Source organism: Arcobacter roscoffensis (assembly GCF_024267655.1).
Taxonomy (GTDB): Bacteria; Campylobacterota; Campylobacteria; order Campylobacterales; family Arcobacteraceae; genus Arcobacter_B; species Arcobacter_B roscoffensis.
Map to the genome: position 1 here is coordinate 899,785 of NZ_CP100595.1, position 24,287 is coordinate 924,071.

General features: G+C 26.8%; 27 protein-coding genes. 26 read left to right on the forward strand and 1 reads right to left on the reverse strand.

The annotated features are described in order from the left end of the window. The first annotated feature begins 21 nt into the window (after positions 1-21). From tviB to NJU99_RS04440, 17 genes are all read left to right on the forward strand, one after another. Positions 22-1,269, forward strand: a complete 1,248-nt coding sequence (gene tviB, locus NJU99_RS04360; protein WP_254577506.1) for a Vi polysaccharide biosynthesis UDP-N-acetylglucosamine C-6 dehydrogenase TviB — start codon at positions 22-24, stop codon at positions 1,267-1,269. After that, a complete protein-coding gene (locus tag NJU99_RS04365) occupies positions 1,269-2,459 on the forward strand; it encodes a UDP-N-acetylglucosamine 4,6-dehydratase (RefSeq protein ID WP_254577507.1) in 1,191 nt (396 codons plus the stop codon). The genes tviB and NJU99_RS04365 overlap by 1 nt, the downstream gene beginning before the upstream one ends. Before the next feature lies 1 nt (position 2,460). Continuing rightward, positions 2,461-3,597, forward strand: a complete 1,137-nt coding sequence (locus NJU99_RS04370; RefSeq protein ID WP_254577508.1) for a LegC family aminotransferase — start codon at positions 2,461-2,463, stop codon at positions 3,595-3,597. After that, positions 3,597-4,172 carry a NeuD/PglB/VioB family sugar acetyltransferase gene (locus NJU99_RS04375; protein ID WP_254577509.1) on the forward strand — a complete coding sequence of 192 codons (576 nt, stop codon included), beginning with the start codon at positions 3,597-3,599 and terminating at the stop codon, positions 4,170-4,172. The genes NJU99_RS04370 and NJU99_RS04375 overlap by 1 nt, the downstream gene beginning before the upstream one ends. Then, positions 4,169-5,167, forward strand: a complete 999-nt coding sequence (gene neuB / locus NJU99_RS04380) for an N-acetylneuraminate synthase (protein WP_254577510.1) — start codon at positions 4,169-4,171, stop codon at positions 5,165-5,167. Before NJU99_RS04375 ends, neuB begins: the two co-directional genes overlap by 4 nt. Beyond that, positions 5,164-6,381 carry a GNAT family N-acetyltransferase gene (locus NJU99_RS04385; protein ID WP_254577511.1) on the forward strand — a complete coding sequence of 406 codons (1,218 nt, stop codon included), beginning with the start codon at positions 5,164-5,166 and terminating at the stop codon, positions 6,379-6,381. The genes neuB and NJU99_RS04385 overlap by 4 nt, the downstream gene beginning before the upstream one ends. Continuing rightward, entirely contained in the window at positions 6,381-7,547 is a 1,167-nt protein-coding gene (gene neuC / locus NJU99_RS04390) for a UDP-N-acetylglucosamine 2-epimerase (protein ID WP_254577512.1), read from the forward strand. Before NJU99_RS04385 ends, neuC begins: the two co-directional genes overlap by 1 nt. Next, positions 7,544-8,203: a PIG-L deacetylase family protein gene (locus tag NJU99_RS04395; RefSeq protein WP_254577513.1), complete on the forward strand. Its 660-nt coding sequence runs from the start codon at positions 7,544-7,546 to the stop codon at positions 8,201-8,203. Before neuC ends, NJU99_RS04395 begins: the two co-directional genes overlap by 4 nt. After that, positions 8,200-9,246: a nucleotidyltransferase family protein gene (locus tag NJU99_RS04400; RefSeq protein WP_254577514.1), complete on the forward strand. Its 1,047-nt coding sequence runs from the start codon at positions 8,200-8,202 to the stop codon at positions 9,244-9,246. The genes NJU99_RS04395 and NJU99_RS04400 overlap by 4 nt, the downstream gene beginning before the upstream one ends. Then, entirely contained in the window at positions 9,246-9,929 is a 684-nt protein-coding gene (locus NJU99_RS04405) for an acylneuraminate cytidylyltransferase family protein (protein ID WP_254577515.1), read from the forward strand. Before NJU99_RS04400 ends, NJU99_RS04405 begins: the two co-directional genes overlap by 1 nt. A 308-nt stretch (positions 9,930-10,237) precedes the next feature. Continuing rightward, positions 10,238-10,849 carry a polysialyltransferase family glycosyltransferase gene (locus tag NJU99_RS04410; RefSeq protein WP_488153834.1) on the forward strand — a complete coding sequence of 204 codons (612 nt, stop codon included), beginning with the start codon at positions 10,238-10,240 and terminating at the stop codon, positions 10,847-10,849. Beyond that, complete coding sequence (locus NJU99_RS04415) at positions 10,839-12,089, forward strand: oligosaccharide flippase family protein (protein ID WP_254577517.1); 1,251 nt, start codon at positions 10,839-10,841, stop codon at positions 12,087-12,089. Before NJU99_RS04410 ends, NJU99_RS04415 begins: the two co-directional genes overlap by 11 nt. Next, complete coding sequence (locus NJU99_RS04420) at positions 12,089-13,231, forward strand: glycosyltransferase (protein ID WP_254577518.1); 1,143 nt, start codon at positions 12,089-12,091, stop codon at positions 13,229-13,231. Before NJU99_RS04415 ends, NJU99_RS04420 begins: the two co-directional genes overlap by 1 nt. Before the next feature lie 428 nt (positions 13,232-13,659). Beyond that, positions 13,660-14,403 carry an O-antigen ligase family protein gene (locus tag NJU99_RS04425; RefSeq protein WP_254577519.1) on the forward strand — a complete coding sequence of 248 codons (744 nt, stop codon included), beginning with the start codon at positions 13,660-13,662 and terminating at the stop codon, positions 14,401-14,403. Further along, entirely contained in the window at positions 14,403-14,906 is a 504-nt protein-coding gene (locus NJU99_RS04430) for an acyltransferase (protein ID WP_254577520.1), read from the forward strand. Before NJU99_RS04425 ends, NJU99_RS04430 begins: the two co-directional genes overlap by 1 nt. Beyond that, complete coding sequence (locus NJU99_RS04435; protein WP_254577521.1) at positions 14,899-15,690, forward strand: phytanoyl-CoA dioxygenase family protein; 792 nt, start codon at positions 14,899-14,901, stop codon at positions 15,688-15,690. Before NJU99_RS04430 ends, NJU99_RS04435 begins: the two co-directional genes overlap by 8 nt. Beyond that, complete coding sequence (locus NJU99_RS04440) at positions 15,690-16,433, forward strand: glycosyltransferase family 2 protein (protein WP_254577522.1); 744 nt, start codon at positions 15,690-15,692, stop codon at positions 16,431-16,433. Before NJU99_RS04435 ends, NJU99_RS04440 begins: the two co-directional genes overlap by 1 nt. A gap of 10 nt (positions 16,434-16,443) precedes the next feature. Here the strand turns inward: NJU99_RS04440 and NJU99_RS04445 are convergent, their stop codons facing one another. Then, positions 16,444-17,370 carry a sugar transferase gene (locus NJU99_RS04445; protein ID WP_254577523.1) on the reverse strand — a complete coding sequence of 309 codons (927 nt, stop codon included), beginning with the start codon at positions 17,368-17,370 and terminating at the stop codon, positions 16,444-16,446. A 211-nt stretch (positions 17,371-17,581) separates the two neighbouring features. Here NJU99_RS04445 and NJU99_RS14955 point away from each other — a divergent pair, with 211 nt between their 5' ends. From NJU99_RS14955 to galE, 9 genes are all read left to right on the forward strand, one after another. Next, positions 17,582-17,803 carry a type II toxin-antitoxin system Phd/YefM family antitoxin gene (locus NJU99_RS14955; RefSeq protein ID WP_346731819.1) on the forward strand — a complete coding sequence of 74 codons (222 nt, stop codon included), beginning with the start codon at positions 17,582-17,584 and terminating at the stop codon, positions 17,801-17,803. A gap of 143 nt (positions 17,804-17,946) precedes the next feature. Next, positions 17,947-18,072, forward strand: coding sequence for a hypothetical protein (locus NJU99_RS04450; protein ID WP_254578075.1), 126 nt, complete (start codon positions 17,947-17,949; stop codon positions 18,070-18,072). A gap of 66 nt (positions 18,073-18,138) precedes the next feature. Then, positions 18,139-19,284 carry an ATP-binding protein gene (locus tag NJU99_RS04455; protein ID WP_254577524.1) on the forward strand — a complete coding sequence of 382 codons (1,146 nt, stop codon included), beginning with the start codon at positions 18,139-18,141 and terminating at the stop codon, positions 19,282-19,284. A gap of 19 nt (positions 19,285-19,303) precedes the next feature. Beyond that, the gene (locus NJU99_RS04460) at positions 19,304-19,564 is read left to right on the forward strand and encodes a hypothetical protein (protein ID WP_254577525.1); all 261 of its coding nucleotides are present in this window, start codon (positions 19,304-19,306) and stop codon (positions 19,562-19,564) included. 122 nt (positions 19,565-19,686) lie between these two features. Next, a complete protein-coding gene (gene rfaE1, locus NJU99_RS04465) occupies positions 19,687-21,117 on the forward strand; it encodes a D-glycero-beta-D-manno-heptose-7-phosphate kinase (protein ID WP_254577526.1) in 1,431 nt (476 codons plus the stop codon). Then, positions 21,110-21,679, forward strand: a complete 570-nt coding sequence (gmhA, locus tag NJU99_RS04470) for a D-sedoheptulose 7-phosphate isomerase (protein ID WP_254577527.1) — start codon at positions 21,110-21,112, stop codon at positions 21,677-21,679. Before rfaE1 ends, gmhA begins: the two co-directional genes overlap by 8 nt. Then, the gene (gene gmhB, locus NJU99_RS04475; protein ID WP_254577528.1) at positions 21,660-22,208 is read left to right on the forward strand and encodes a D-glycero-beta-D-manno-heptose 1,7-bisphosphate 7-phosphatase; all 549 of its coding nucleotides are present in this window, start codon (positions 21,660-21,662) and stop codon (positions 22,206-22,208) included. Before gmhA ends, gmhB begins: the two co-directional genes overlap by 20 nt. A 9-nt stretch (positions 22,209-22,217) precedes the next feature. Continuing rightward, positions 22,218-23,219, forward strand: a complete 1,002-nt coding sequence (gene rfaD, locus NJU99_RS04480; RefSeq protein WP_254577529.1) for an ADP-glyceromanno-heptose 6-epimerase — start codon at positions 22,218-22,220, stop codon at positions 23,217-23,219. 48 nt (positions 23,220-23,267) lie between these two features. Continuing rightward, complete coding sequence (gene galE, locus NJU99_RS04485; RefSeq protein ID WP_254577530.1) at positions 23,268-24,284, forward strand: UDP-glucose 4-epimerase GalE; 1,017 nt, start codon at positions 23,268-23,270, stop codon at positions 24,282-24,284. Positions 24,285-24,287: the final 3 nt, after the last annotated feature.

The following is a 24,287-nucleotide window of genomic DNA, read 5'->3' on the forward strand; positions in this document are numbered from 1 at the left end:
TTAATTGGGAGAGATGAATAAATGAATAAAATTTGTGTAATAGGTCTAGGATATGTGGGATTGCCATTAGCAGCAGCATTTTCATCAAAATATCATGTAGTAGGATTAGATATATATCAAGAGAGAATTGATGAATTATCACGTGCGTTTGATAGAACATTAGAATTAAATGAATCACAATTGCAAGAAGCTATTGATAATGGTATAAAATTTACTTGTAGTATAGATGATATAAAAGATTGTAATATTTATATAGTAACAGTACCAACTCCAATTGATAAAAATAAAAGACCAGATTTAACTCCCTTAATTAAAGCAAGTGAAACTGTAGGAAAAGTTCTAAAAAAAGATGATATCGTAATTTATGAATCAACTGTTTATCCAGGAGCTACAGAAGAAGATTGCGTACCTGTACTTGAAAAGTTCTCAAATCTAACTTTCAATAAAGACTTCTTCTGTGGTTATTCACCTGAAAGAATTAACCCAGGTGATAAAGAACACACAGTTACAAAGATTCTAAAAGTAACAGCTGGTTCAACTCCTGAAATTGGAAAAAAAGTAGATGCATTATACTCTTCTATTATAACAGCTGGTACTCACTTAGCACCAACAATAAAAGTAGCAGAAGCAGCAAAAGTAATTGAAAATAGTCAGAGAGATATAAACATTGCATTTGTAAATGAATTAGCAATTATCTTTAATAAACTTGGTATTAATACAAATGATGTACTAGAAGCAGCAGGAACAAAATGGAACTTCTTACCATTTAAACCAGGATTAGTTGGTGGACATTGTATTGGAGTTGATCCATATTATTTAACACATAAAGCACAATCAATTGGATATAACCCTGAAATTATTTTAGCAGGAAGAAGACTAAATGATAATATGGGTATATATGTAGCTAATCAAGTAATAAAACTAATGATTAAAAAAGGTCATAAAATAGAAGGTTCTAATGTATTAATGTTAGGAATTACTTTTAAAGAGAATTGTCCAGATATTAGAAATTCAAGAGTAATTGATGTAGTAGAAGAATTACAAGAGTTTGGATGTAATATAGATGTATATGATCCATGGGCAGATAAAGAAGAAGTTAAACATGAGTATTCTTTAGATTTAGTAAAAGATATAGACACATTAAAATATGATGGAATAGTAGTAGCTGTTGCTCATGATCAGTTTAAAACTTTAGATTTATCAAATAGAGATAAAGCTGTTTTATTTGATATTAAGTCTATTATTGATGATGTTGATGGGAGACTTTAATGTCAAAAGTTTTAAATCTGATAGGTCGAACACAAGAACTTTTTTGTGATGATATAAATAAACATGATAATGAGTTAAAGAAAATAGTATCAAACTCTACATTTTTAGTTATTGGTGGTGCTGGAAGTATTGGTCAAGCAGTTACAAAAGAAATATTTAAAAGAAATCCTAAAAAAATTCATGTTGTTGATATATCTGAGAATAATATGGTTGAATTAGTTCGAGATATAAGAAGCAGTTTTGGATATATTGATGGAGAATTTGCAACATTCGCCCTTGATATTGGAAGTATTGAATATGATGCTTTTATAAAATCAGATGGTCAATATGATTATGTTTTAAACCTATCTGCACTTAAGCATGTAAGAAGTGAAAAAGATCCATTTACACTTATGCGCATGATTGAAACAAATGTTTTCAACACAGATAAAACACTTCAACAATCAATTGAAAATGGAACTAAAAAGTATTTTTGTGTAAGTACAGATAAAGCTGCAAACCCTGTTAATATGATGGGTGCAAGTAAAAGAATCATGGAAATGTTTGTAATGAGAAAATCAAAACAAATAGATGTTTCTATGGCTAGATTTGCAAATGTAGCTTTTAGTGATGGAAGTTTATTACATGGATTTAATCAAAGAATTCAAAAAAATCAACCAATAGTCGCTCCTAATGATATAAAAAGGTATTTTGTAACACCTCAAGAATCTGGTGAATTATGTTTAATGTCTTGTATCTTTGGTGAAAATAGAGATATATTTTTCCCAAAATTAAGTGAAAACTTACATCTTATCACTTTTGCAGATATTGCAGTAAAGTATTTAAAGAATCTTGGATATGAACCATATTTATGTAAAGATGAAGATGAAGCTAGAGAATTGGCAAAAACTCTACACTCTCAAGGTAAATGGCCTTGTTTATTTGCTTCTAGCGATACAACAGGTGAAAAAGATTTTGAAGAGTTTTTTACAGATAAAGAAGTTTTAGATATTAATAGATTTGAAAATCTTGGGATTATAAAAAATGAAGCTTTATTTAATGAAGATAAATTAAATTATTTTGAAACAATAATTAAAAACTATAAGGCAAATTTATCATGGACAAAAGAAGATATTGTAAAAGAGTTTTTTAGAATGATTCCAGATTTTGGACATAAAGAGACTGGTAAATATCTTGACGGGAAGATGTAATATGCAAAAAACAGTTGATTTTATAAAACAAACATTTAATACAAATGAGTTTATCCCTTTACATGAGCCGAGATTTATAGGTAATGAAAAGAAGTATTTAAATGATTGTATCGATTCTACATTTGTATCAAGTGTTGGAAAATATGTAGATACTTTTGAAAAAGAGTTTGCAAAAAGAGTTGGAAGTAAGTATGCGATAGCAACTGTAAACGGAACAGCTGCACTTCATATTTCACTACTTTTAGCAGATGTGAAAAAAGATGATGAAGTTATCACTCAACCACTTACTTTTATTGCAACTTGTAATGCTATCAGTTATATAGGAGCAAAACCTATATTTGTGGATGTTGATTTAGATACGATGGGTTTAAGTCCTGAATCACTTAAGAACTTCTTAGAAACAAATTGTGAAATTATAGAAAATAAATGTATAAATAAAACAACTGGAAAAACTATAAAAGCATGCGTTCCAATGCATACATTTGGACACGCTTGTAGAATAAATGAGATAAATGAAATTTGTGATATTTGGTATATTTCCTTAGTAGAAGATGCAGCTGAAAGTTTAGGCGGTTACTATAAAGACAAACATACAGGAACTTTTGGAAAAGTTGGAGCATTTTCTTTTAATGGAAATAAAATCATAACTTCTGGTGGTGGTGGAGTTATCGTTACAGATGATGAATCATTAGCAAAAAAAGCGAAGCATATCACTACTACAGCAAAAGTCCCTCATCCATATGAATATGTACATGACGAGATAGGATATAATTATCGACTTCCAAATATTAATGCAGCACTTTTAGTAGCTCAGTTAGAACAAATTGATAAATTTTTAGAATCAAAAAGAAATTTAGCCACAAAATATAAAGAATTCTTTTTAGAAAACAATATAAAATTTATTACTGAACCAAAAGATTCAAAATCAAATTATTGGCTTCAGGCTATTTTACTGGACGATGAAAATCAAAGAAATGAATTTTTAGACTTTACAAATAAAAATGGTGTAATGACAAGACCAATTTGGAAGCTAATGAATGAACTTGAAATGTTCAAAGATTGTCAAAAAACAGATTTGAAAAATGCGAAATATCTTGAAAAAAGAGTTGTAAATATACCTAGTTCGGTGATTTTATAATGAAAGAAAAAATAGTTCTTATTGGTGGTGGAGGACACTGTCATAGTGTTATTGATGTAATTGAGCAAGAAAATAAATATGAAATTATTGGAATAGTAGATATAAAAGAAAATATAGGTAAAAAAGTTTTGAATTATAAAGTTATTGCTTGTGATGATGATTTAGATACAATTTTTCAAACTTGTGAAAATGCAATTATAACAGTAGGACAAATTGAATCAAACCAAATAAGAATTAAAATTTATAATAAATTAAAACAAATAGGATTTAATTTACCCGTAATTATTTCACCATTTGCTTATGTTTCAAAATATGTAGATGTGAATGAAGGAACAGTTATTATGCATCATGTTCTTGTAAATGCAAATTCAAAAATAGGTAAAAACTGTATAATAAACACAAAAGCACTTATTGAACATGATAGTGTTATAGAAGATAATTGTCATATTTCGACAGCAAGTGTAATAAATGGTGGGGTTACAGTAAAAGAAAATAGTTTTTTTGGAAGTAATGCAACTTCCAAACAATATATAGATATAAATGGATTTATAAAAGCGGGGAGTTTAGTAAAGTGAATAAAGTATTTATAATCGCAGAAGCAGGAGTAAACCATAATGGTTCAATCGAACTTGCAAAAGAGTTGATTGATGTAGCTAGTGAAAGTGGAGCAGATGCAGTTAAATTTCAGACATTTAAGGCAGAAAAATTAGTTTCAAAAAATGCACAAAAAGCAGATTATCAAAAACAAACTACTGATACAAAAGAATCACAATTTGATATGATAAAAAAACTTGAACTTGATATGGATACACATAAAGAACTAATGGCTTATTGTAAAACTAAAAATATTATGTTTCTATCTACTCCGTTTGACCATGATAGTATTGAACTATTAAATGATTTAGGACTTGAAATATTTAAAATACCAAGTGGTGAAATTACAAATTTACCATATCTTAGATATATAGGAGAGCTAAACAAAAAAGTAGTTCTTTCAACAGGTATGGCAGATATTGGTGAGATAGAAGATGCTTTAGATGTACTTCATGAAGCAGGCACAAAAAAAGAAAATATCACAGTACTACATGCAAATACTATGTATCCAACACCTATGGAAGATGTAAATCTAAAAGCTATGGTAACTATAGGAAATACATTTGATATTGACTTTGGGTATAGTGACCATACCTTAGGAATAGAAGTTGATATTGCTGCAGTTGCTATGGGAGCAAGCTGTATTGAAAAGCATTTTACTTTAGATAAGACAATGGACGGGCCCGACCATAAAGCAAGTTTAGAGCCAGCTGAATTAAAAGCTATGGTAGATGCTATACGAAATATAGAGTTAGCTCTTGGAAGTAGTGTAAAAAAACCATCAAAAAGTGAAATCCCAAATATGAAAATAGCTAGAAAATCTATAGTTGCAAAATCTGAAATAAAAAGAGGTGAAATTTTAGATAAAGATAATCTTGCTATAAAAAGACCAGGTAATGGAATAAATCCTATGCGATGGGATGAGATAGTTGGAACAATAGCAACTAAAGATTATAAAGAGGATGAAATAATATGAGTAAATCATTAGTTTTTAATAAAATTCCACTTGAAGAAATTGAAATTGGGATGACTGTAAGTTATTCTCAAACTATTACTGATACAGATATTAAGGAGTTCGCAGGATTGTCAGGAGATAGAAATCCAGTTCATCTAGATGAAAATTATGCCAATAATTCAAGATTTAAAAAAAGAATAGCTCATGGAATGATGACAGCCTCTTATTTTTCTGCTTTGTTTGGTACTAAAATTCCAGGAGAAGGTTGTGTGTATACTTATCAATCTTTAAACTTTAAAAAACCTGTTTATATTAATGATACCGTTGAAGCTATTGTTACAGTAACAGGTATTGATTTAGAAAAAAGAAGAGTAAAATTTAAAACCGTATGTAGAGTTGATAAGAAAATAGTGACATATGGAGAAGCTGAACTTTATGTTCCTATTGAATTTAGAAAAATTATGATTAATGATAAAAGTGAGTTATTACAATATAAGGCACAAATTTTAGACTTATTTGAACATAGTTTTGGCAGTAAAATGGATGAAAGTCTTTGGGACTGGGCATATATTGAAAATCCAAATGGAAATCCAATAGTTTCACTTTATTTTGATGGAGAAAAACTTGTTGGGCATTATGCCGTAATTCCAATAAGATTTATACTCAATCAGAAAAATTTAGATGCTGTTCTTTCAATGACAACTATGGTGGACTTAGCTTATAGAAAATATGGTATTTTTATTGAACAAGCAAATGAAGTCTATGAGAAAGCTAATGGGTTAGGTTACAAATTTGTATGTGGCTTCCCAAATAAAAAATCAGCTCCAGGATTTAAAAAACGATTAGATTGGATACTTGAAGAAGATTTATATGTTGCTAATTTTTCTTATGATGAATTGCAACAAATAGAAAGAAAGAGTTATCCAAATGCAATATCTTTTAATATACAAAATAAAGAAAATCTAGAGTGGAGACTAGCTAAAGCAAACCAAAACTATTTTAAAAAAAATAACAATATTCTAAAAGAGTTTGAAGGGAATTTTGACATAATATTTAACGGTGTTGATTTTTCAAATCTTGATAGAGATAAAAAATATAATTTATTGCTAGACCATAGTTTAGATAAACATTTAGATAAAAAAGAGTTTGATTATATTTTTGGATATAGGTTATTTGATATTTCTTTAGAGGGTATTGAGTTTAAAAAAGATTTGATTATATCGGATGTATTTTAATGAAAAAGATATTAGCTTTTAGTTCTATTCGGTCTGATTATGACTTGATGTCACCACTTTATAGACTACTTGATGAAGATAAAGAAATTGATTTTAAAATCATCGTAAGTGGGGCTCATTTGTCTACAAATTTTGGATATAGTGTTAATCAAATAAGAAAAGATGGGTTTGATATATTATTAGAAATAGAAACGTTGTTAAATTCTGATACAGGCCTTTCACGAGCAAAAAGTGCTAGTTTATTGTTTCAAAATAGTTTAGAAACTATTGCAAAATTTAATCCAGATTTGATGATATATGCAGGTGATAGAGAAGATGTGATAATATATTCGATGATTGGTGGTTATTTAAATATTCCAACAGTACATGTATTTGCAGGAGATCATGTAGAAGATGGATATATTGATAATCCTATTCGCCATGCAACATCAAAACTTTCAACTTCACATTTTGTAACTCTAGAAGAACATAAAAAAAGACTAGTTCGAATGGGGGAAGATTCTATGAGAGTATTTGTAACTGGAAATATTTCGCTTGATAAATTCGTACAATTTCAACCACTAGAAAAAGAAAAGATAAAAAATGTTTTTGATATAAAAAGTGACTTTGAAAATTTTGCATTAATGATATTTCATCCAATTACAGAAGAAGTAGAAAATGTAGATACTTATTTTGAAAACATACTAAAAAATCTTGAAGAAAGAAAAATTAATACATTTGTAAGCTATCCAAATGTTGATGAAGGGAATCAAAAACTTGTAAAGGTAATAGAAGAATATAAAGATAATAAAAATTTTATATTTTATAAAAACCTAGACAGAAATATTTTTATGTCTATATATAAACATTCAAAATTTATCATAGGTAACTCTTCATCTGGTATTTGTGAGGCAGCAAGTTTAAAAATACCTGCAATAAATGTTGGGTTAAGACAAAGGGGAAGATATTCAGAAAAAAATGTACTTTTTTGCGGGACAAACTATGAAGAAATTGGTAAAAATATAGATAAAGCTACCTCAGAGGATTTTCTTAATAATTTGAGCAATTTAAAAAACCCATATGGTGATGGAAACAGTGGTAACAAAGCTTACGAAATTATAAAAACTATAGATTTTAAATCTATGATAGCAAAAGTTGAAGATCCCTTAAAAGTAGAATTATTATGAAAAATAAAGTTTTAATTATAGCAGTTCATCCAGATGATGAAACATTAGGATGTGGCGGAACCTTACTTAAGCATAAAGTAAATGGTGATGAGATTCATTGGCTTATTTGTACGACAATCGATAAAAAACACAATTACTATGAAAAAAGAGAAAAAGAGATTGAAGAGGTATCAAAACTTTATGATTTTGATAGTGTTCATAATCTTAGACTTAAAACAATGCAAGTAGATGAATATAGTATGACTGAACTAGTAAGTAAAATTTCAGAAGTTATAAATGAGATTCAACCAAATATTGTTTATCTTCCTTTTAAAGGAGATGTACATAGTGATCATAGAAAAATATTTGAAGCAAGTTATAGTTGCACAAAATCATTTCGTTACCCATTTATTAAAAAAATATATATGATAGAAACACTTAGTGAAACAGAATTTGCACCAAGTACTAAAGAAGATAGTTTTATACCTAATTCTTTTGTTGATATAAGTGAGTTTATTAACAAAAAGATTGATATTATGAAAGTGTTTGAAAGCGAAATATCAGAACACCCATTTCCACGTAGCGAGAGAAATATAAAAGCTTTAGCAACTTTAAGAGGTGCGACATGTGGATATGAATATGCAGAGAGTTTTATACTTTTAAAGGAAATATTATGAAAAATATACAAAATATAAAACTAAGTATAGATTCTACGATAAAAGAAGCATTACAAATTATAGATAATGGAGCATTACAAATTGCTTTAATAGTTGATGAGGATGATAAGTTACTAGGAACCTTAACTGATGGGGATATTAGAAGAGGATTATTAAAAGGTTTGGATTTAAATAATTCTGTAGAAACTATAATTTTTAAAACACCAACTATTGCAAAAATTAGTAATACTAAAGAAGAGATTTTAAAACTGGCACTTTCAAAAAAACTTCATCAAATTCCAATAGTAGATGATAGTGGAAAAATTTTAGGTATACAAGAAATAGAAGAACTAATAAAACCAAAAGATAAAATAAATAAAGTTATTTTAATGGTAGGAGGACTTGGTACTAGGCTTCGACCTCTTACAGAAAACACCCCAAAACCGATGTTAAAAGTAGGAAATAAACCAATTTTACAAACTATAGTAGAAAAGTTTGCAGAATATGGATATACAAATATAGTGATGTGTGTAAATTATAAATCGCATGTTATACAAGACTATTTTGATGATGGTAAAGAATTTGGTGTAAATATAGAGTATATATTAGAAGAACAGCGAATGGGAACAGCAGGAGCTTTAAGCCTACTAAAAGAAAAACCAACCGAACCATTTTTTGTGATGAATGGAGACTTACTTACAAATGTAAATTTTGAACATCTTCATGATTTTCATACTAATAACAACTCTATGGGAACGATGTGTGTAAGAGAGTATGATTTTCAAGTTCCTTATGGAGTTGTAAATATTGAAGGAAGTAGAATAAAGTCAATAGAAGAAAAACCAACACATAACTTTTTTGTAAGTGCAGGTATTTATATGCTAAGTCCAGAGGTACTAAAATATATACCTGAAAATGAGTTTTATGATATGCCAACACTTTTTGAAAAGCTTATAAGTGAAAATGAAAATGCTATTTCTTTTCCACTTAGAGAATATTGGTTAGATATCGGAAGAATTGAAGAATATAAAAAAGCGAATGAAGAATATGACGGGGTGTTTTAATGTTAAATGGAAAAACTTTTTTAGGGATTATTCCTGCACGTGGTGGTAGTAAAAGATTACCTGGAAAAAATGTACTTGATTTGTGTGGTAAACCATTAATTGCTTGGACTATAGAAGAAGGATTGAATAGTAAATATATAGATAAGGTTGTTGTTTCAAGCGATGATGATGTGATTTTAGAGATTTCCAAAAAATTTGAAGCAGAAACTATGAAACGACCTGATGAATTTGCAAGTGATACAGCCTCTACTTTTGATGTTATTAAGCATACCATTAGTAATCTTGAAAGATATGATTATATAGTTTTACTTCAACCTACAAGTCCATTGAGAAATGAAAAACATATAAATGAAGCAATTGAACTTCTTGAAAATAAAAATGCAGATGCAATAATAAGTGTATGTGAGATGGAACATTCTCCACTTTGGTCAAATACTTTGAATGAAGGTCTTTCAATGCAAGACTTCTTAAGAAAAGAAGTTTTAAATAAACGAAGTCAAGACTTAGAAAAGTACTATAGACTAAATGGAGCTATTTATATATGTAAAACCACTAAACTATTGGAAGAAAAAAGTTTCTTTTTAAAAGAAAATATATATGCTTATAAAATGGATAGAAAAAGCTCTATTGATATAGATGAAGAAATAGATTTTAAAATAGTGAAGTTCATTAAATGTACTTAAATTTATTTATAGTTGAGTCACCTTTACAACTTTTAAGTGCATATGAAGCAATCAATTATTTTGGTATTAAAAAGTATAAGATATTAATTAGGTTGTCAAATAGTAAGGAAAATGATAATCAAATTTTAAAATTATTAAAGTGTCTTAAAGTTAAGGATATGTCTTATGTTTTTTCTTTAAATGCAAAGAATAAAACGTTATTAGATTACTTGAAAATTACTTTTTTTAAAATGCTCTTTTTTTATTTGAATAAAAGAGTAAAAAAACTATTCTTAGGTAATTTTGAATCAGGTTTTATGAAGATATTAATGAAAAATATAAATAAGAAAAAAATAATTTTACTTGATGATGGGGCTAAATCTATTGTAATACAATCAAAATTTAACAATATGAATAATTTTGATTTTTTTACTTTTTTTGATCTAGATCCATTAGAAGGTCAACAAATATATAGTAATAGTTTTTCGATGTTAAAAAATAAAATCAAAAATAAAGAAAAAGCTAACTTTGTATTATTTTTAGGAACAAAATTAAGTGAATTGGATATTGTTTCTGAAGAATATTATATTAGATGTATTAAAGAGATTGCTATTTATTATATAAAAACTAAAATAATATATATACCTCATAGAGAAGAGAATAAGAATAAGTTAAAGTTACTAGAAAAAAATATTTCTAATCTAAAGATAAAAAAGATAGATTATCCTGTAGAATTATTTGGTTTAAATGAATCTTTTATCCCTCAAGTAGTAGCATCTTTTTATTCAACAGCACTTTTTACAATGAATAAAATCTATTGCTGTAATAGTAATGCTTTTAAGTTTGATTATGAAAAATCTATATATAAAGAATCTATAGATAAAGTTTATCACGACTATGCTAATAAAATTAAAGTTTTGGAATTAAATAGTGTTAATTAAAAAAAGTTTTCAATACCTTATACTTTCAATGTTTCTTTCATTGATTCCTTTTTTTGCTGTTCCTTTTTATACTCATTACTTAACGAGTGAAGCTTTAGGTACTTTTTCTATTTATCAATCTTTTTTTTTAATAATCGGAGCATTTATTGGTTTAGAAAGCTATAGAAGTTTTGAAATGTTGTTCTTTAAAGAACCTGATAATATTTCTAAAATATTGTCAAATATACTATTTATCACATTCTTCTGTACTTTTGTTTTTCTTTTTTTTATGTATTTTTTCAGTCTTTTTACAGAAATAGATATTGACTTTTATTTTTTGCTTTTTTTACCTATATTGTGTTTTTCTACACAGTTATATAATATAGTCTTATCTCACTATCGTAATATTGGTAATTTTAAATTATTTTCCTTTTTTGAGATAACTAAATATACTTCAAATTATTTATTAACTATAATACTTGTTATAAAAGGTTACTCTTGGGAAGCATTGGTTTATGGACTGATATTTTCTAATATTTTAGTTTTAGTTTTTTCATTAATTGTATTTTCTATTAATTATGAAATTTCTCTTAAAAGTGTTGATAAAAATACAATTTTAAGAATTCTTAAAATATCAGTTCCTTTTGTGCCATACTTATTAGGCGGGATAATTGTTACAGTAAGTGATAGATTTTTAGTAGATTTTTTGCTTTCAAGAGAAAGTGTAGGTATATTACTTGTTGGTGTTACATTTGCATCGGGCATAAAAATATTAAGTAACTCAATTATTAAAGCATGGAGCCCTTTCTTTTATAAAGAAATGAACAATATTACTGATAAATCAAAAAGTAATATTGTAAAATATTCATATTTATATTTTATAACTTTATGTATTTTATCTATTATATATATTTTTTTCATATGTTATTTTTATCCATATTTAGTTGATAATGAATATTTAAATTCCATTTCGATATTTTTTTGGATGAGTTTTGCTTTTTTCTTACGTGGAATAAAACAGATTTTCGGTTTATACTTAATTCATGCTGAAAGAACAAATTATGTTATGATGGATTTTTTAATAAGTATTCTTTCTAACATTTTTTTTAGCTACTTATTGATAATATATATAGGACTTGATGGTGCAGCAATTGGTACATTTTGCTCTTTTTTACTAGCCTCAATTTGGTATATTTATATAAGTCAAAAAATAGTAAAAATGCCTTGGTTAAAAGTTTTAAATAATTGGAGAGATAAATAATGCCTTTTTTAATGGTTGATAAAATGGATACAACAGGTAAAGGAATCTTAATTTTTAAACATTTAGAAATTAAGTTACTTGAAAAAATGCCAAAAGAAATAATTAGTAAATTAAAAAGTAAATATATACTTGGTATGTATTTTGGGTCTTTTTATAAGTTAGAAGAAGACTTAACATATATCGATTTTTATTTAGCAGAAGATAATGTTCTAAAAATTGAGAATAGTACTATGCCACGAATTAATTTAAATGGATATAATTTTATTGGAAAAGATTTTGAAATTAAAGAAAATGTTTTAGAAAAATATTATGATTTAATTTTTATTGGGAATGTTTCAAGAAATAAAAACCTTATAAAAGTAATTGATACTATAAATAAATTAATAAAAAAAGATGTTAATATAAAGGTTTTAATAGTAAATCGAAGTCTTTCTGGAGTTTACAATAAAATATTAAAGTATTTTATTTATAGAAAATTAAATAGCATAAATTCTTTAGATAAAAAAAATATTACATATATTGAGATAAATAATCCTAAAGGTTACCAACTATCTAAAAAGTTAATTAAAGACTTAATGTTACAGTCAAAGGGTTTAATTATTGCATCAAAATATGAAGGTGCGGCTAGAGTTGTTGCAGAAGCACAACTGTTAGGTTTAAATATTTTAAGTTATGAAAAAATGAAAGGTGCTACAAATAATCATTTATCTGAGTATGATATTCTTTTTAATGATTTTAATAATTTAGAAAATAAAATTTTAGACTTTATAAATAATTATGATAGTTTTTATTCGAAAAAAGATATAGATTATTCAAAGATTTATTTAGAGAAATATAATAGAATAAAACTTTGTGAAAATATTTCAGAAGTTTGTAATATTAATTCTAGTGTTTTATTAAAGTCTATAGAACATATATCTTTATATAACTCTATTTCTTCTCATTCTGCAATATTGCCAAGAAAATATGTATCTAATCCTCAAAATGATGAAATTTCAGATCATTTAACTATGTATTCACTACTGTGTTACTTAACTTCTAATAAGTCAAAACTTTCATATTTACTTTATTTTAAAAATGTAGATATCTTAAATAAATGTCTAAACCCATTTTTAAAAATACTAAGAAAAATATTATATTAATGTCCAAAATTATGCAGAAATACATTCTGATTTTTTCATTAGTATGTATATATTTTAATTTAAATATTGAATTATTTACAACGAGACAATTTGGAATATTTTTATTGTTTTTATATCTTTTTACACAATTAAAAAGATATAAATTTAAAATGAGTTTCAACTATACTTTTTTTATATTAATATATATGTTTTTATTCTCTTTTTATATAACACCTTTTATAAATATTAATTATAGTATATTTGTAAAACAATTATTTGGAATAGTTTTAGTATATACTGTTTTTCTAATTATTTCATCAAATGAAAGAATTTTGATTACAAAGTCAGGTCTAATAACTTTTTTCTCTTTAGGATTACTATTACATACACTATATATATTTGTTTTTTTAGATATAGATTTTAATAATTTTTTAATTTCAAGACATATAATGATTGAATCAGGGTTTGCAATAAACTCTTCTTATAATCATTATATACTTATTCCAATATTAATACTTTTTGTTTTAATTATGAATGGTAATAGTTTTTTTACGAATATTTACCTTATTATTAGTTTTATTTTGTCTCTATTTATTTTAATATTACCTTTATCTAGACAAAACATTGCAACTTTTTTAATTGTAGCTTTATTACTTCTTATTCGAAAAGTTAATTTTTTTAAGTTATTAATATTACTGTTAGCTGTATTTTTAGTTTTTTTATACTTTTATAATATAGATGAAAGTTTTATTTTTAATTTCACTAATAGTTTTGCAGGAAGGTTTGAAAAAACAATTACCTTATTAGAGAATTCAAATTCTGAAAGAGTAAAACAATTTTATGAGGCACTAAGAATAGGAATAGAATATCCTTTTGGTATAGGGCTAGGAAATTTTCATAGTTTTCAACAAGGTTTAGTACATACATCGACAGAGTCTGGTATATTACAAATTTTCGCAGAGCTAGGTTTTTTATTTTTTATTATATTTATTTCATTTTTATTTAAATTATTAATAGATATTAAAAGTTTGAAAAAAGTAAATTATAATATGTATTTACTTTTGTCTTCTTATTTTTTTGGAATGTTGTTTTTAATGAATTTTAATGAGATATTAACAAATTATTTATTTTGGGCTTTTGTTTTATTTGTTTATTTATTAAAAACTAATAAAATATGTTTTAAGGAGTATTAATGTTAAATTATTTTTTTGAAAAATCTCTTAGTTTAATTTTTAACATTTTTAGGTATAACTATTATAAAAAGAAATATAAATTACCAAAAGATTTTAGATTTAATGGCTACTTTATTAAAATTTATGGTGATGGAAAAATACAAGTGGGTGATAATTCGTATATTAGCTTTTTTTCTCATATAACAATGGGAAAAGATACTAAAGTTATTATCGGTAACAATGTTAGCATAGCTCATAATGTTAGAATTTACACTATATCAATTGATACAACTGAATATATTTTAAATAAAATTAAAAAAGATAAAATAGGTAATGTTTATATTGGAAATAATGTGTTGATTGGAACAAATGTTTATATAAATCCAGGAGTAAAGATTGGAGACAATGTAGTTATTGGTGCAAACTCTGTTGTAACTAAAAATATACCGTCAAATTGTATTGTTGCAGGAATGCCTGCAAAAGTAGTGAAAACTTATGATGTTAAGGAAAAAAATAATGATTAAAAAAATAATTAAAAGTAATAAAAGTCTATTTTTTATGGCTTTAAAATTTAAAGAAAATAAGTTAAAACCTAGAGAAAAGATTGAAGAACCTTTAAATAACTATTTACAAACTTTATATAAAGATGGTGTAGTAGTGATACCTGATTTTTTTACAGAAGAGGAATGTAAAAATATGATAGATGCATATGAATCTATTGATAAGAAATATGTTAAGTATTATGAAAATGATAAAAGAATATTTGGTATTGAGAAAATAAGTCCTATTCATAAAAGATTGTTTCATGATAATAATGATTTTAAAAAAATAGGAGAGGCTTATTTAGGGGATGACTTAGTACTTCAAACTACAATGGCTGCAAAAATAACTACTGATAATAATCAAAAGTTTGGGTCAGGTGGTAGTTGGCATAGAGATAGCTTTTCTAGACAATTTAAAGCAATTGCATATTTAAGTGATGTTGAAATGAGTAATGGACCTTTTATGTATATAAAAGGTTCACACACTTTAAAAAATATTAAAAAAGTTTTATTCAAACTAAGAAATCATAAACCTATTTCTAGTTTTAGGTACAATGATGATGAAATTAAAGAATGTTGTAAAATACTTGATTCTGAAATTAGTTATTTTACAGCTCCTAAAGGTACTTTGATTTTAGCAGATATTAGAGGACTTCATACCGGTATGTCTATAGAAGAAGGTCATAGATATGCAGTTTTTAACTACTATATTGCAAAATCATTTCACCAAACTAATAATAATATTGAAAAATTGGCTAATTATTAATGTATACTGTTTCAATAATAACTCCATCATATAATTCAAAAGAGGTTATTTCAAGAACAATTGATTCTGTATTGTCTCAAACCTATCAAAATTGGGAAATGATTATAGTTGATGATGTCTCTAAAGATAATTCAAATGAAATTATAAAAGAATATACAGAAAAAGACAATAGAATAAAACTTATTAATTTGGATAAAAATAGTGGTCCAGCAGTAGCAAGAAACAAAGCTATAGCAGAAGCAAAGGGAAGATATATAGCATTTTTAGATGCTGATGATTTGTGGAAACCTAAAAAGTTAGAAAAACAAATAAGTTTTATGACTGAAAAAGACTGTGCTTTGTCTTATAGCTCTTATGAAACTATGACGGAGGAGGGAAAACTTTTAGATAAAGTTATAATGCCTCCTTCTAAACTTTCATATAAAGATTTATTGAAAACAAATTATATTGGATGTCTAACAGCAATATATGATACTCAAAAAGTTGGAAAAGTTTATATGCCTTTGATTAAGAAAAGACAAGATTATGGCCTTTGGTTAAAGATACTTAAAAAAACTGATTATGCTTATTGTATAGAAGAACCACTTGCTACATATAGACTTATGTCAAACTCAGTATCTAGTAATAAGTTTAAGCTTTTAAAATATAACTATTTATTGTTCAGAGAGTATGAAGGTTTTTCTTCTATTAAAGCATTTTATTATCTATGTTGGAATATTTTAATCAAACTTTTAAAGAGATAAAAGAAAAGAATCAAACCCCTTTCTTTCCCAGAACAATCAAAATAGTTTTCCAAACTACTTTTATCTCAAGCCAAGCATTCCAATATTTGATATAGTATAAATCATACATAAGTTTTTGTTTCGCATCTTGGGCATTTGCTCCATACGGGTACATCACTTGTGCCCATCCTGTGATACCTGGTCTTATTAGATGTCTTTCATTGTAGTATGGTATCTCTTTTTCAAACTGCTCTATCCAGTATTTTCTCTCAGGTCTAGGTCCTATGAAGTGCATATCACCTTTTAGGACATTTAGTATTTGTGGTACTTCGTCTATTCTTGTTTTTCTCATAGTTTCACCCCATGCAAATATCCTAGGGTCGTTTTCACTAGCAAATTGCGCCCCGTCTTTTTCTGCATCTAGTCTCATAGATCTAAACTTTATACATTTAAACTCTCTATTGTTTTTGCCAACTCTTAGTTGCTTAAACATACTAGTTCCTGGTGATTGTTGTTTTATCTTTTTTCTTGCATATAAAAGAATAGGCCATGAGATAAGAAGTAGTGTTATAGCTCCTATATAGTCAATAATTCTTTTTTGGATATATTCAAAGGTATTAAAAGCTTTGATGTTTTCTAGATATGCTAGGTCTTTATGATCATCTGGTATATAGCACTTTTCTAGATATTTTTCCATGAATTTTTCTATAGTTATTATCGATATGTTTTGAGTGAATTGTAGATTTGTAAGATATTTGATAATCTCATCATCTACAGTTGCTTTTGTGTTTAGCACTATAGTTTTAGATTTTCTTTTTTTTAGGGTTTGTTTTATCTCTTTTAAAACCTCTTCTGATTCTTTATCTGTATATCTTACGATAGTTGTTTGTATATTTTTCTTTTTTAGTCTTTGTTTTTCAAATTTTGTAAATTTATATTTTCTTCCAAGAATTAGCATGTTTACCTTTGTGTTAATAAAAGTTTTTAATTATTATATCTTTTATTTGTTTTGAAGAAAATTATTTGAGTAAGTAGTCATTAAAAGAAATGAATGAATTCACTATATTTCATCACTAACTATTTTGCCAAAAAGCACTATATATAGTATGATTTTTCATACTAAATAAGGAGCTTCATATGCAAACAATACTAAAAACTATACAGCCAGTATAACTGAACTTAAAAAGTCTCCTAGTCAGCTATTAAAAGATGCAGGTGATGAGACAGTAGCAATACTAAATTACAATGTAGCTAGTGTTTATCTTGTACCTTGTGATGTTTATGAAAAAATGATAGAGATAATAGATGACTATTATTTATCTAAAGAGGTAGAAGAAAGGTTAGAGTATAATGAAAGTGAATTAATAGAAGTACATATCGATTACTTATAGTCTTAAATTTACAAGATACTCTAATACAGAGTGGAAAAAGTTAAATGCAAGTACAAAAGAACAGTATAAAAAAAACTTAGAGAACGTTTAGTGAATCTAAAGTTCCCAAAGATAAATTAAGTGGCTTTGAAAATGTATATAAAATCAAACTAAGAAGTGTTGGTTATAGATTGGCATATGAAGTCAAAGAAGAAGAGATAGTAGTAATAGTATTAAATGTAAGAAAAAGAAAAAACAATAAAGTATATGATAGTTTGAAATATAGATAAACTTCATCCGACTTTCACAAAACAGTAGATATAATGACTACAGAAAAACAAAACCCAAGGTAAAATATGAGTCTAAAAAAACTGCCAATAGGAATACAAGCATTTAGTGAAATAAGAAGTGATGATTATGTATATGTAGATAAGACAGATATAGCACTAAATATGATAGAAAACTATAAATATCTGTTTTTAAGTAGACCAAGAAGATTTGGAAAGTCACTTTTTTTAGATACCTTGAAAAATATCTTTGAAGGGAAGAAAGAATACTTTTCTGGTCTTGCAATAGAAGATAAATGGGACTGGAGTAAGTCATACCCAGTTATTCATATAAACTTTGCAAAAGGTTCTTTAAAAACAAAAGAAGCACTATATGATAGATGGGATGAGATACTAGAAGATAATCAAAAAAGATTAGGTGTAAAGTGTGAACATAAAAATAGAAGATGTTTTAGTGAGTTGATAATAAAAGCCAATGAAAAGTATAAACAAAAAGTAGTAGTACTAATAGATGAATATGATAAACCAATCTTAGATAATATCGAAAATACAAATTTCGCCTATGAACTAAGAGATATACTTCTAGATTTTTATTCAGTGATAAAAGGAAGTGATGAATTCTTGCGGTTTGCATTTTTAACAGGTGTTTCAAAATTTACAAAAACATCAATATTTAGTGGACTTAATAATATTACAGATATAAGTCTTAGTAAAAAGTTTGCAGATGTATGTGGTTATACTCAAAAAGATTTAGAAACAACATTTGCACCATATCTAAAAGATGTGGATATGAAGAAACTAAAGAAGTGGTACAATGGCTATAACTTTTTGGGAAGTGATATGTATAATCCTTTCGATATTTTGCAGTTTATATCACATGATTTCTTGTATAAAAACTACTGGTTTGAGACAGGAACACCAACTTTTTTGATGAAACTAATAAAATCACAAAACTACTTTTTACCAAATCTTTCAAATTTAGTAGTAGGAGAACAACTACTAAATAGTTTTGATATAGAAAATTTAGAATTAGAAGTAGTGCTTTATCAAAGTGGTTATCTAACTATTGATAGAGTTGAAATACTTGGAGTACAAACTCTTTATTATTTAAAAATACCAAATCTTGAAGTGCAGTCTTCATTTAATGATTATGTAATTCACCTTTTTCATAATAATCAAGTAGAAAAAACAAATCATCAGATAAAAATAGACTAATAGAACAAGAGGCATTAAAATGGGGAATAAAACTTTAATTTATAAACAAAAAGTTGAACATAATTTAGATGAAAGTTTAAAACATCTTTCTAAATTAAAATCAGCTTTTGTAGAACTTGAAAAAAAATTTAATTTTCCAGTTGATAAAAAGACATATAATGAAATATCACATGACTATGATAATAGTGATAATCATGCAATAAATATTATAAATACAATATATAGTTTACAAGGTGAACTTGAAAAAATACTAAATAATATAAAAAAAATTATTGTTTAAAAATATAAAATATAAACGATAAAATATTAAAGCTGATAAATTTGCTTTTATAAAACAATAGTTATAATACTTCATCGGAAATAACTAAAATATCATCTAAAAGGAGTAGCTAAAAAAGCTACATGGAAACTATAAACCTTAAAAATAAAAATCCAAATATTCTAGTAATTGGTGATCTTATGATAGATCACTATTTATGGGGTTCATGTGATAGAATCTCTCCTGAAGCTCCTGTTCCTGTCTTAAAAGTTACAAAAGAAACAAATGTTTTAGGTGGGGCAGGTAATGTTGTAAATAACCTAAACGCATTAGGAGCTAATATTGGGGCTTTAAGTGTTATAGGTGATGATAAGATAGCCAATGAACTAAAATCCATGCTTGAAAGCATAGAAACAAAAAACTTTTTAGTCGTTCAAAAAAATAGAGAAACTTCAAAAAAAAGTAGACTAATAGCCTCAAACCAACAGATTATAAGATATGATAAAGAAACGACTTTTGATATAGATAAGAAGAGTGAAGCGAAGCTTTTAGAGATTTTGGAAAAACAGATAAAAAACTATGATTTAGTTTTATTATCTGATTATGGAAAGGGTGTTTTAACAAACTCTCTTACTAAAAATATCATATCTTTAGTAAACTCACAAAACAAAAAAGTTTTAGTTGATCCAAAGGGAAGTGATTATTCAAAATACAAAAACTCGTATCTTTTAACTCCAAACAAAAAAGAAGCTAGTCTTGCTACAAATATAGATATTACTGATGAAAAGAGTTTATATATAGCTATTTCAAAACTAAAAAATGATTATAAATTAGATATATCCTTGATTACTTTAAGTGAAGAGGGAATTGCGATATTTGATGAAGAACTTAGGGTTAAACCTACAGTTGCTAGGGAAGTTTATGATGTTACTGGTGCTGGTGATACAGTTTTAGCTTCTATTGCTTTTGCTATATCTTGTGGACTTGATATAAATACAGCTGTGTCTTTTGCGAACTTAGCTTCTGGTGTTGTTGTTGGTAAACTAGGAAGTGCTACAGCCACACTTGATGAAATCATAGAATACGAAGCAAGCCTAAATCAAAACTCAAGTTCTTCTCAAATCAAAACAAAAGATGAAATGATAAATTTATCAAAAAAGCTAAAACAAAAAAACAAAAAAATAGTATTTACAAATGGCTGTTTTGATATTTTACATGTGGGTCATATCAAGTATCTTGAAGTTGCAAAAAGTTTTGGAGATGTTTTGATTTTAGGATTGAATACAGATAGTTCTGTAAAAAGATTAAAGGGAGAATCAAGACCTATAAATCCCCAAGAAGATAGAGCTTATACTTTAGCTGCTTTAAAAAGTGTAGATTATGTAGTGCAATTTGATGAAGATACACCTTATGAACTTATCAAGGCTTTAAACCCAGATGTTCTTGTAAAAGGTGGGGATTATAAAGGCAAAGAAGTGGTTGGACAAGATTTAGTAAAAGAGCTTAGGCTTGTAGATTTTGTAGAAGGAAAAAGTACCACTTCAACAATCCAAAGGATTAAATCAAATGATTAAGACAATTTCACAAGAGTTGCAAAACCATTTAAGTATAGTAAATAGTGTAATAAATAGCATGGAAGACCAGCTAAATGAAACTTCGAAACTTATACTTGATACTCTAAAAAATGGCAATAAGATTTTAATCTGTGGAAATGGTGGAAGCGCAGCAGATGCACAACACATAGCCTCAGAACTCACAGGAAGATATAAGACAAACAGAAAAGCCCTTCCTTGTATAGCTCTTACTACTGATACAAGTGCTTTAACTTCCATAGGAAATGACTATGGTTATGAAAAAGTATTTGCAAGGCAAGTTGAAGCTTTAGTAAATGAAGGTGATTTATTTATAGGTATTAGTACAAGTGGAAATAGTCAAAATATAATCACAGCACTTAAAACAGCAAAAGACTTAGGCTGTAATACTCTTGGTTTGAGTGGAAATGATGGAGGAGAGATGGATGAACTTTGTGATCTAAACTTGATAGTTCCAAGTTCTAACACTCCAAGAATTCAAGAAATGCATATTTTATTTGGACATATTTTTTGTCAGCTAATAGATGATGAATTTACAAACTAAACAAAAAGTTATCTTTTTAGACAGAGATGGTGTGATAAATATAGATAATAATTATGTCTATAAAATAGAGGATTTTGAATTTAAAGAAAAAGTATTTGAAATCTGTAGGTATTTAAGAGATTTAGGGTATGAGATTATTATTGTTACAAACCAATCTGGAATAGGACGAGGATATTATACTAAAGATGACTTTTTCAAACTTACTTCTTGGATGATAAAAGAGTTTGAAAAAAATGGCATAAAAATAAAAGATGTATTTTTTTGTCCTCATCTTCCAAGTGATAACTGCAAATGTAGAAAACCAAAGGTAGGTATGATAAAGCAAGCTTGTAGTAAATATGAAATAGATTTACATAACTCTTGGATGATAGGAGATAAAATCTCAGATATGAACTTAGCAATAAATGCAGGTATCAAAAATAAAGTTTTTGTAAAAAATAGTGATAAAGAGATAGGTGAATTAAAAACTTTAGATATTAAAAATATAATATCTTGTTTTGATGAATTAAAGCAGATAATAAAAAACTAAAGGCAAAAGATGAAGTACACAAATATAGATTTTAATAATAAAACTATTTTAATCACAGGAGCAGCAGGCTTTATAGGTTCAAATCTTTGCTTTTATTTTCAACAAAACTATCCAAATGCAAGCATCATAGCCTTTGATTGTTTTAGATCAAATGATAAGTTTTCAAATGGAAATCCAAAAAGCTTTGGGCACTATGAAAACTTATTAGGTTTTAAAGGCATTGTTATAAGTGGGGATATAAATGATAAACAGGCTTTACAAAACTTAGAGAAAAACTATAGTTTTGATTATATTTTTCATCAAGCTGCTATTTCTGATACTACTGTTTTAGAACAATATATTATGATAAAAACAAATGTAAATGCCTATGAAGATTTATTAAAAATCGCCATAAAACATAAGGCAAATATGATTTATGCAAGTTCAGCTGCAACTTATGGAAATAGTTCTAAGTTTGAAGTAGGATATGAATCCCCAAATAATGCCTATGGTTTTTCAAAAGTAATGATGGACAATATCACTTATGAGTACCTAAAGAAAGATTTAGATATTCAAATTGTGGGCTTAAAGTATTTTAATGTATACGGACCAAGAGAGTTTCATAAAGGAAAAACATCTTCTATGGTAATACAATTTGCCCATCAAATACTAAGAGGTGAAATACCAAGGTTATTTGAAAGAAGTGATGAGATACTAAGAGATTTTATTTATATAGAAGATGTAATTCAAGCTAATATAAAAGCTTGTACTCCTAAAAAATCAGGAGTTTTCAATGTAGGAACTTCAAAACCAAAAAGCTTTGAAGACATTGTAAATATTTTGCAAGAGTTATTAAAAACTCCTAAGAAAAAAGAGTATATAAAAAATCCCTATATAGGTTCATATCAGTTTTTTACACAAGCAAATATTGAGACTACAAAAAAGTATTTAGATTATGAACCAAGATATTCTTTAGAAGAGGGTATAAAAGAGTATTTACCTCAAATAAAAGAGTCTTTAAAGACAAAATAATAAATAATAAATTATAATACTAAAACTTATTTAGCAAAAGGAAAGATATTGAAAGTACTAGTAACAGGCGCAGCAGGATATATAGGAAGTCATACTTGTATCTCTTTACATGAAGCAGGCTTTGATTTTGTAGTTTTTGACAATTTATGTAACTCTTCACAAGAGAGTTTAAGTAGAGTTGAAAAAATTATAGGAAAAAAAATAGAATTTGTAAAAGGTGATATTAGAGATAAAAAAGCTTTAGATGAGGTTTTTTCAAAATATGAGATAGATTCTGTTATTCACTTTGCAGGATTAAAAGCTGTAGGTGAGTCTGTTACTAATCCTTTAGAATATTATGATAACAATATAAATGGTACTTTGGTTTTACTTGAAGTTATGAAAAAACATAATTGTAAAAAGATAGTATTTAGCTCTTCTGCTACAGTTTACGGTGACCCTCATACAACTCCTATAAAAGAAAACTTTCCAGTGGGCGCAACTACAAATCCATATGGTAGAACAAAATATTTTATAGAAGAGATATTAAGAGATGTTTATATCTCTGACAATGACTTTAAAATAGTACTTCTAAGATATTTTAACCCAGTTGGAGCTCATGAGTCAGGAACTATTGGTGAAGATCCAAATGGAATACCAAATAACCTTATGCCATTTATCGCTCAAACTGCTGTTGGAAAAAGAGAGTTTTTAAGTGTATTTGGTGGAGATTATGAAACTCATGATGGTACAGGAGTTAGAGATTATATTCATGTGGTAGACTTAGCAGCAGGTCATGTAAAAGCCTTAGAGAAAATAAATAGTATAAATGAAGTATTAACTGTAAATCTTGGAACAGGAAATGGTTATAGCGTGCTAGATATGATAAAAGCCTTTGAGAACACTAGTGGTAAAAAAGTAGCTTATAAAATTGTAGATAGAAGAGCAGGAGATATTGCAAAATGTTTTGCTGATCCAAGTTATGCTAAAGAAACTTTAGATTGGGAAGCAACAAAAGGAATTGAGCAGATGTGCTCTGATACTTGGAATTGGCAATCAAATAATCCAAATGGCTATAAGTCATAGTAT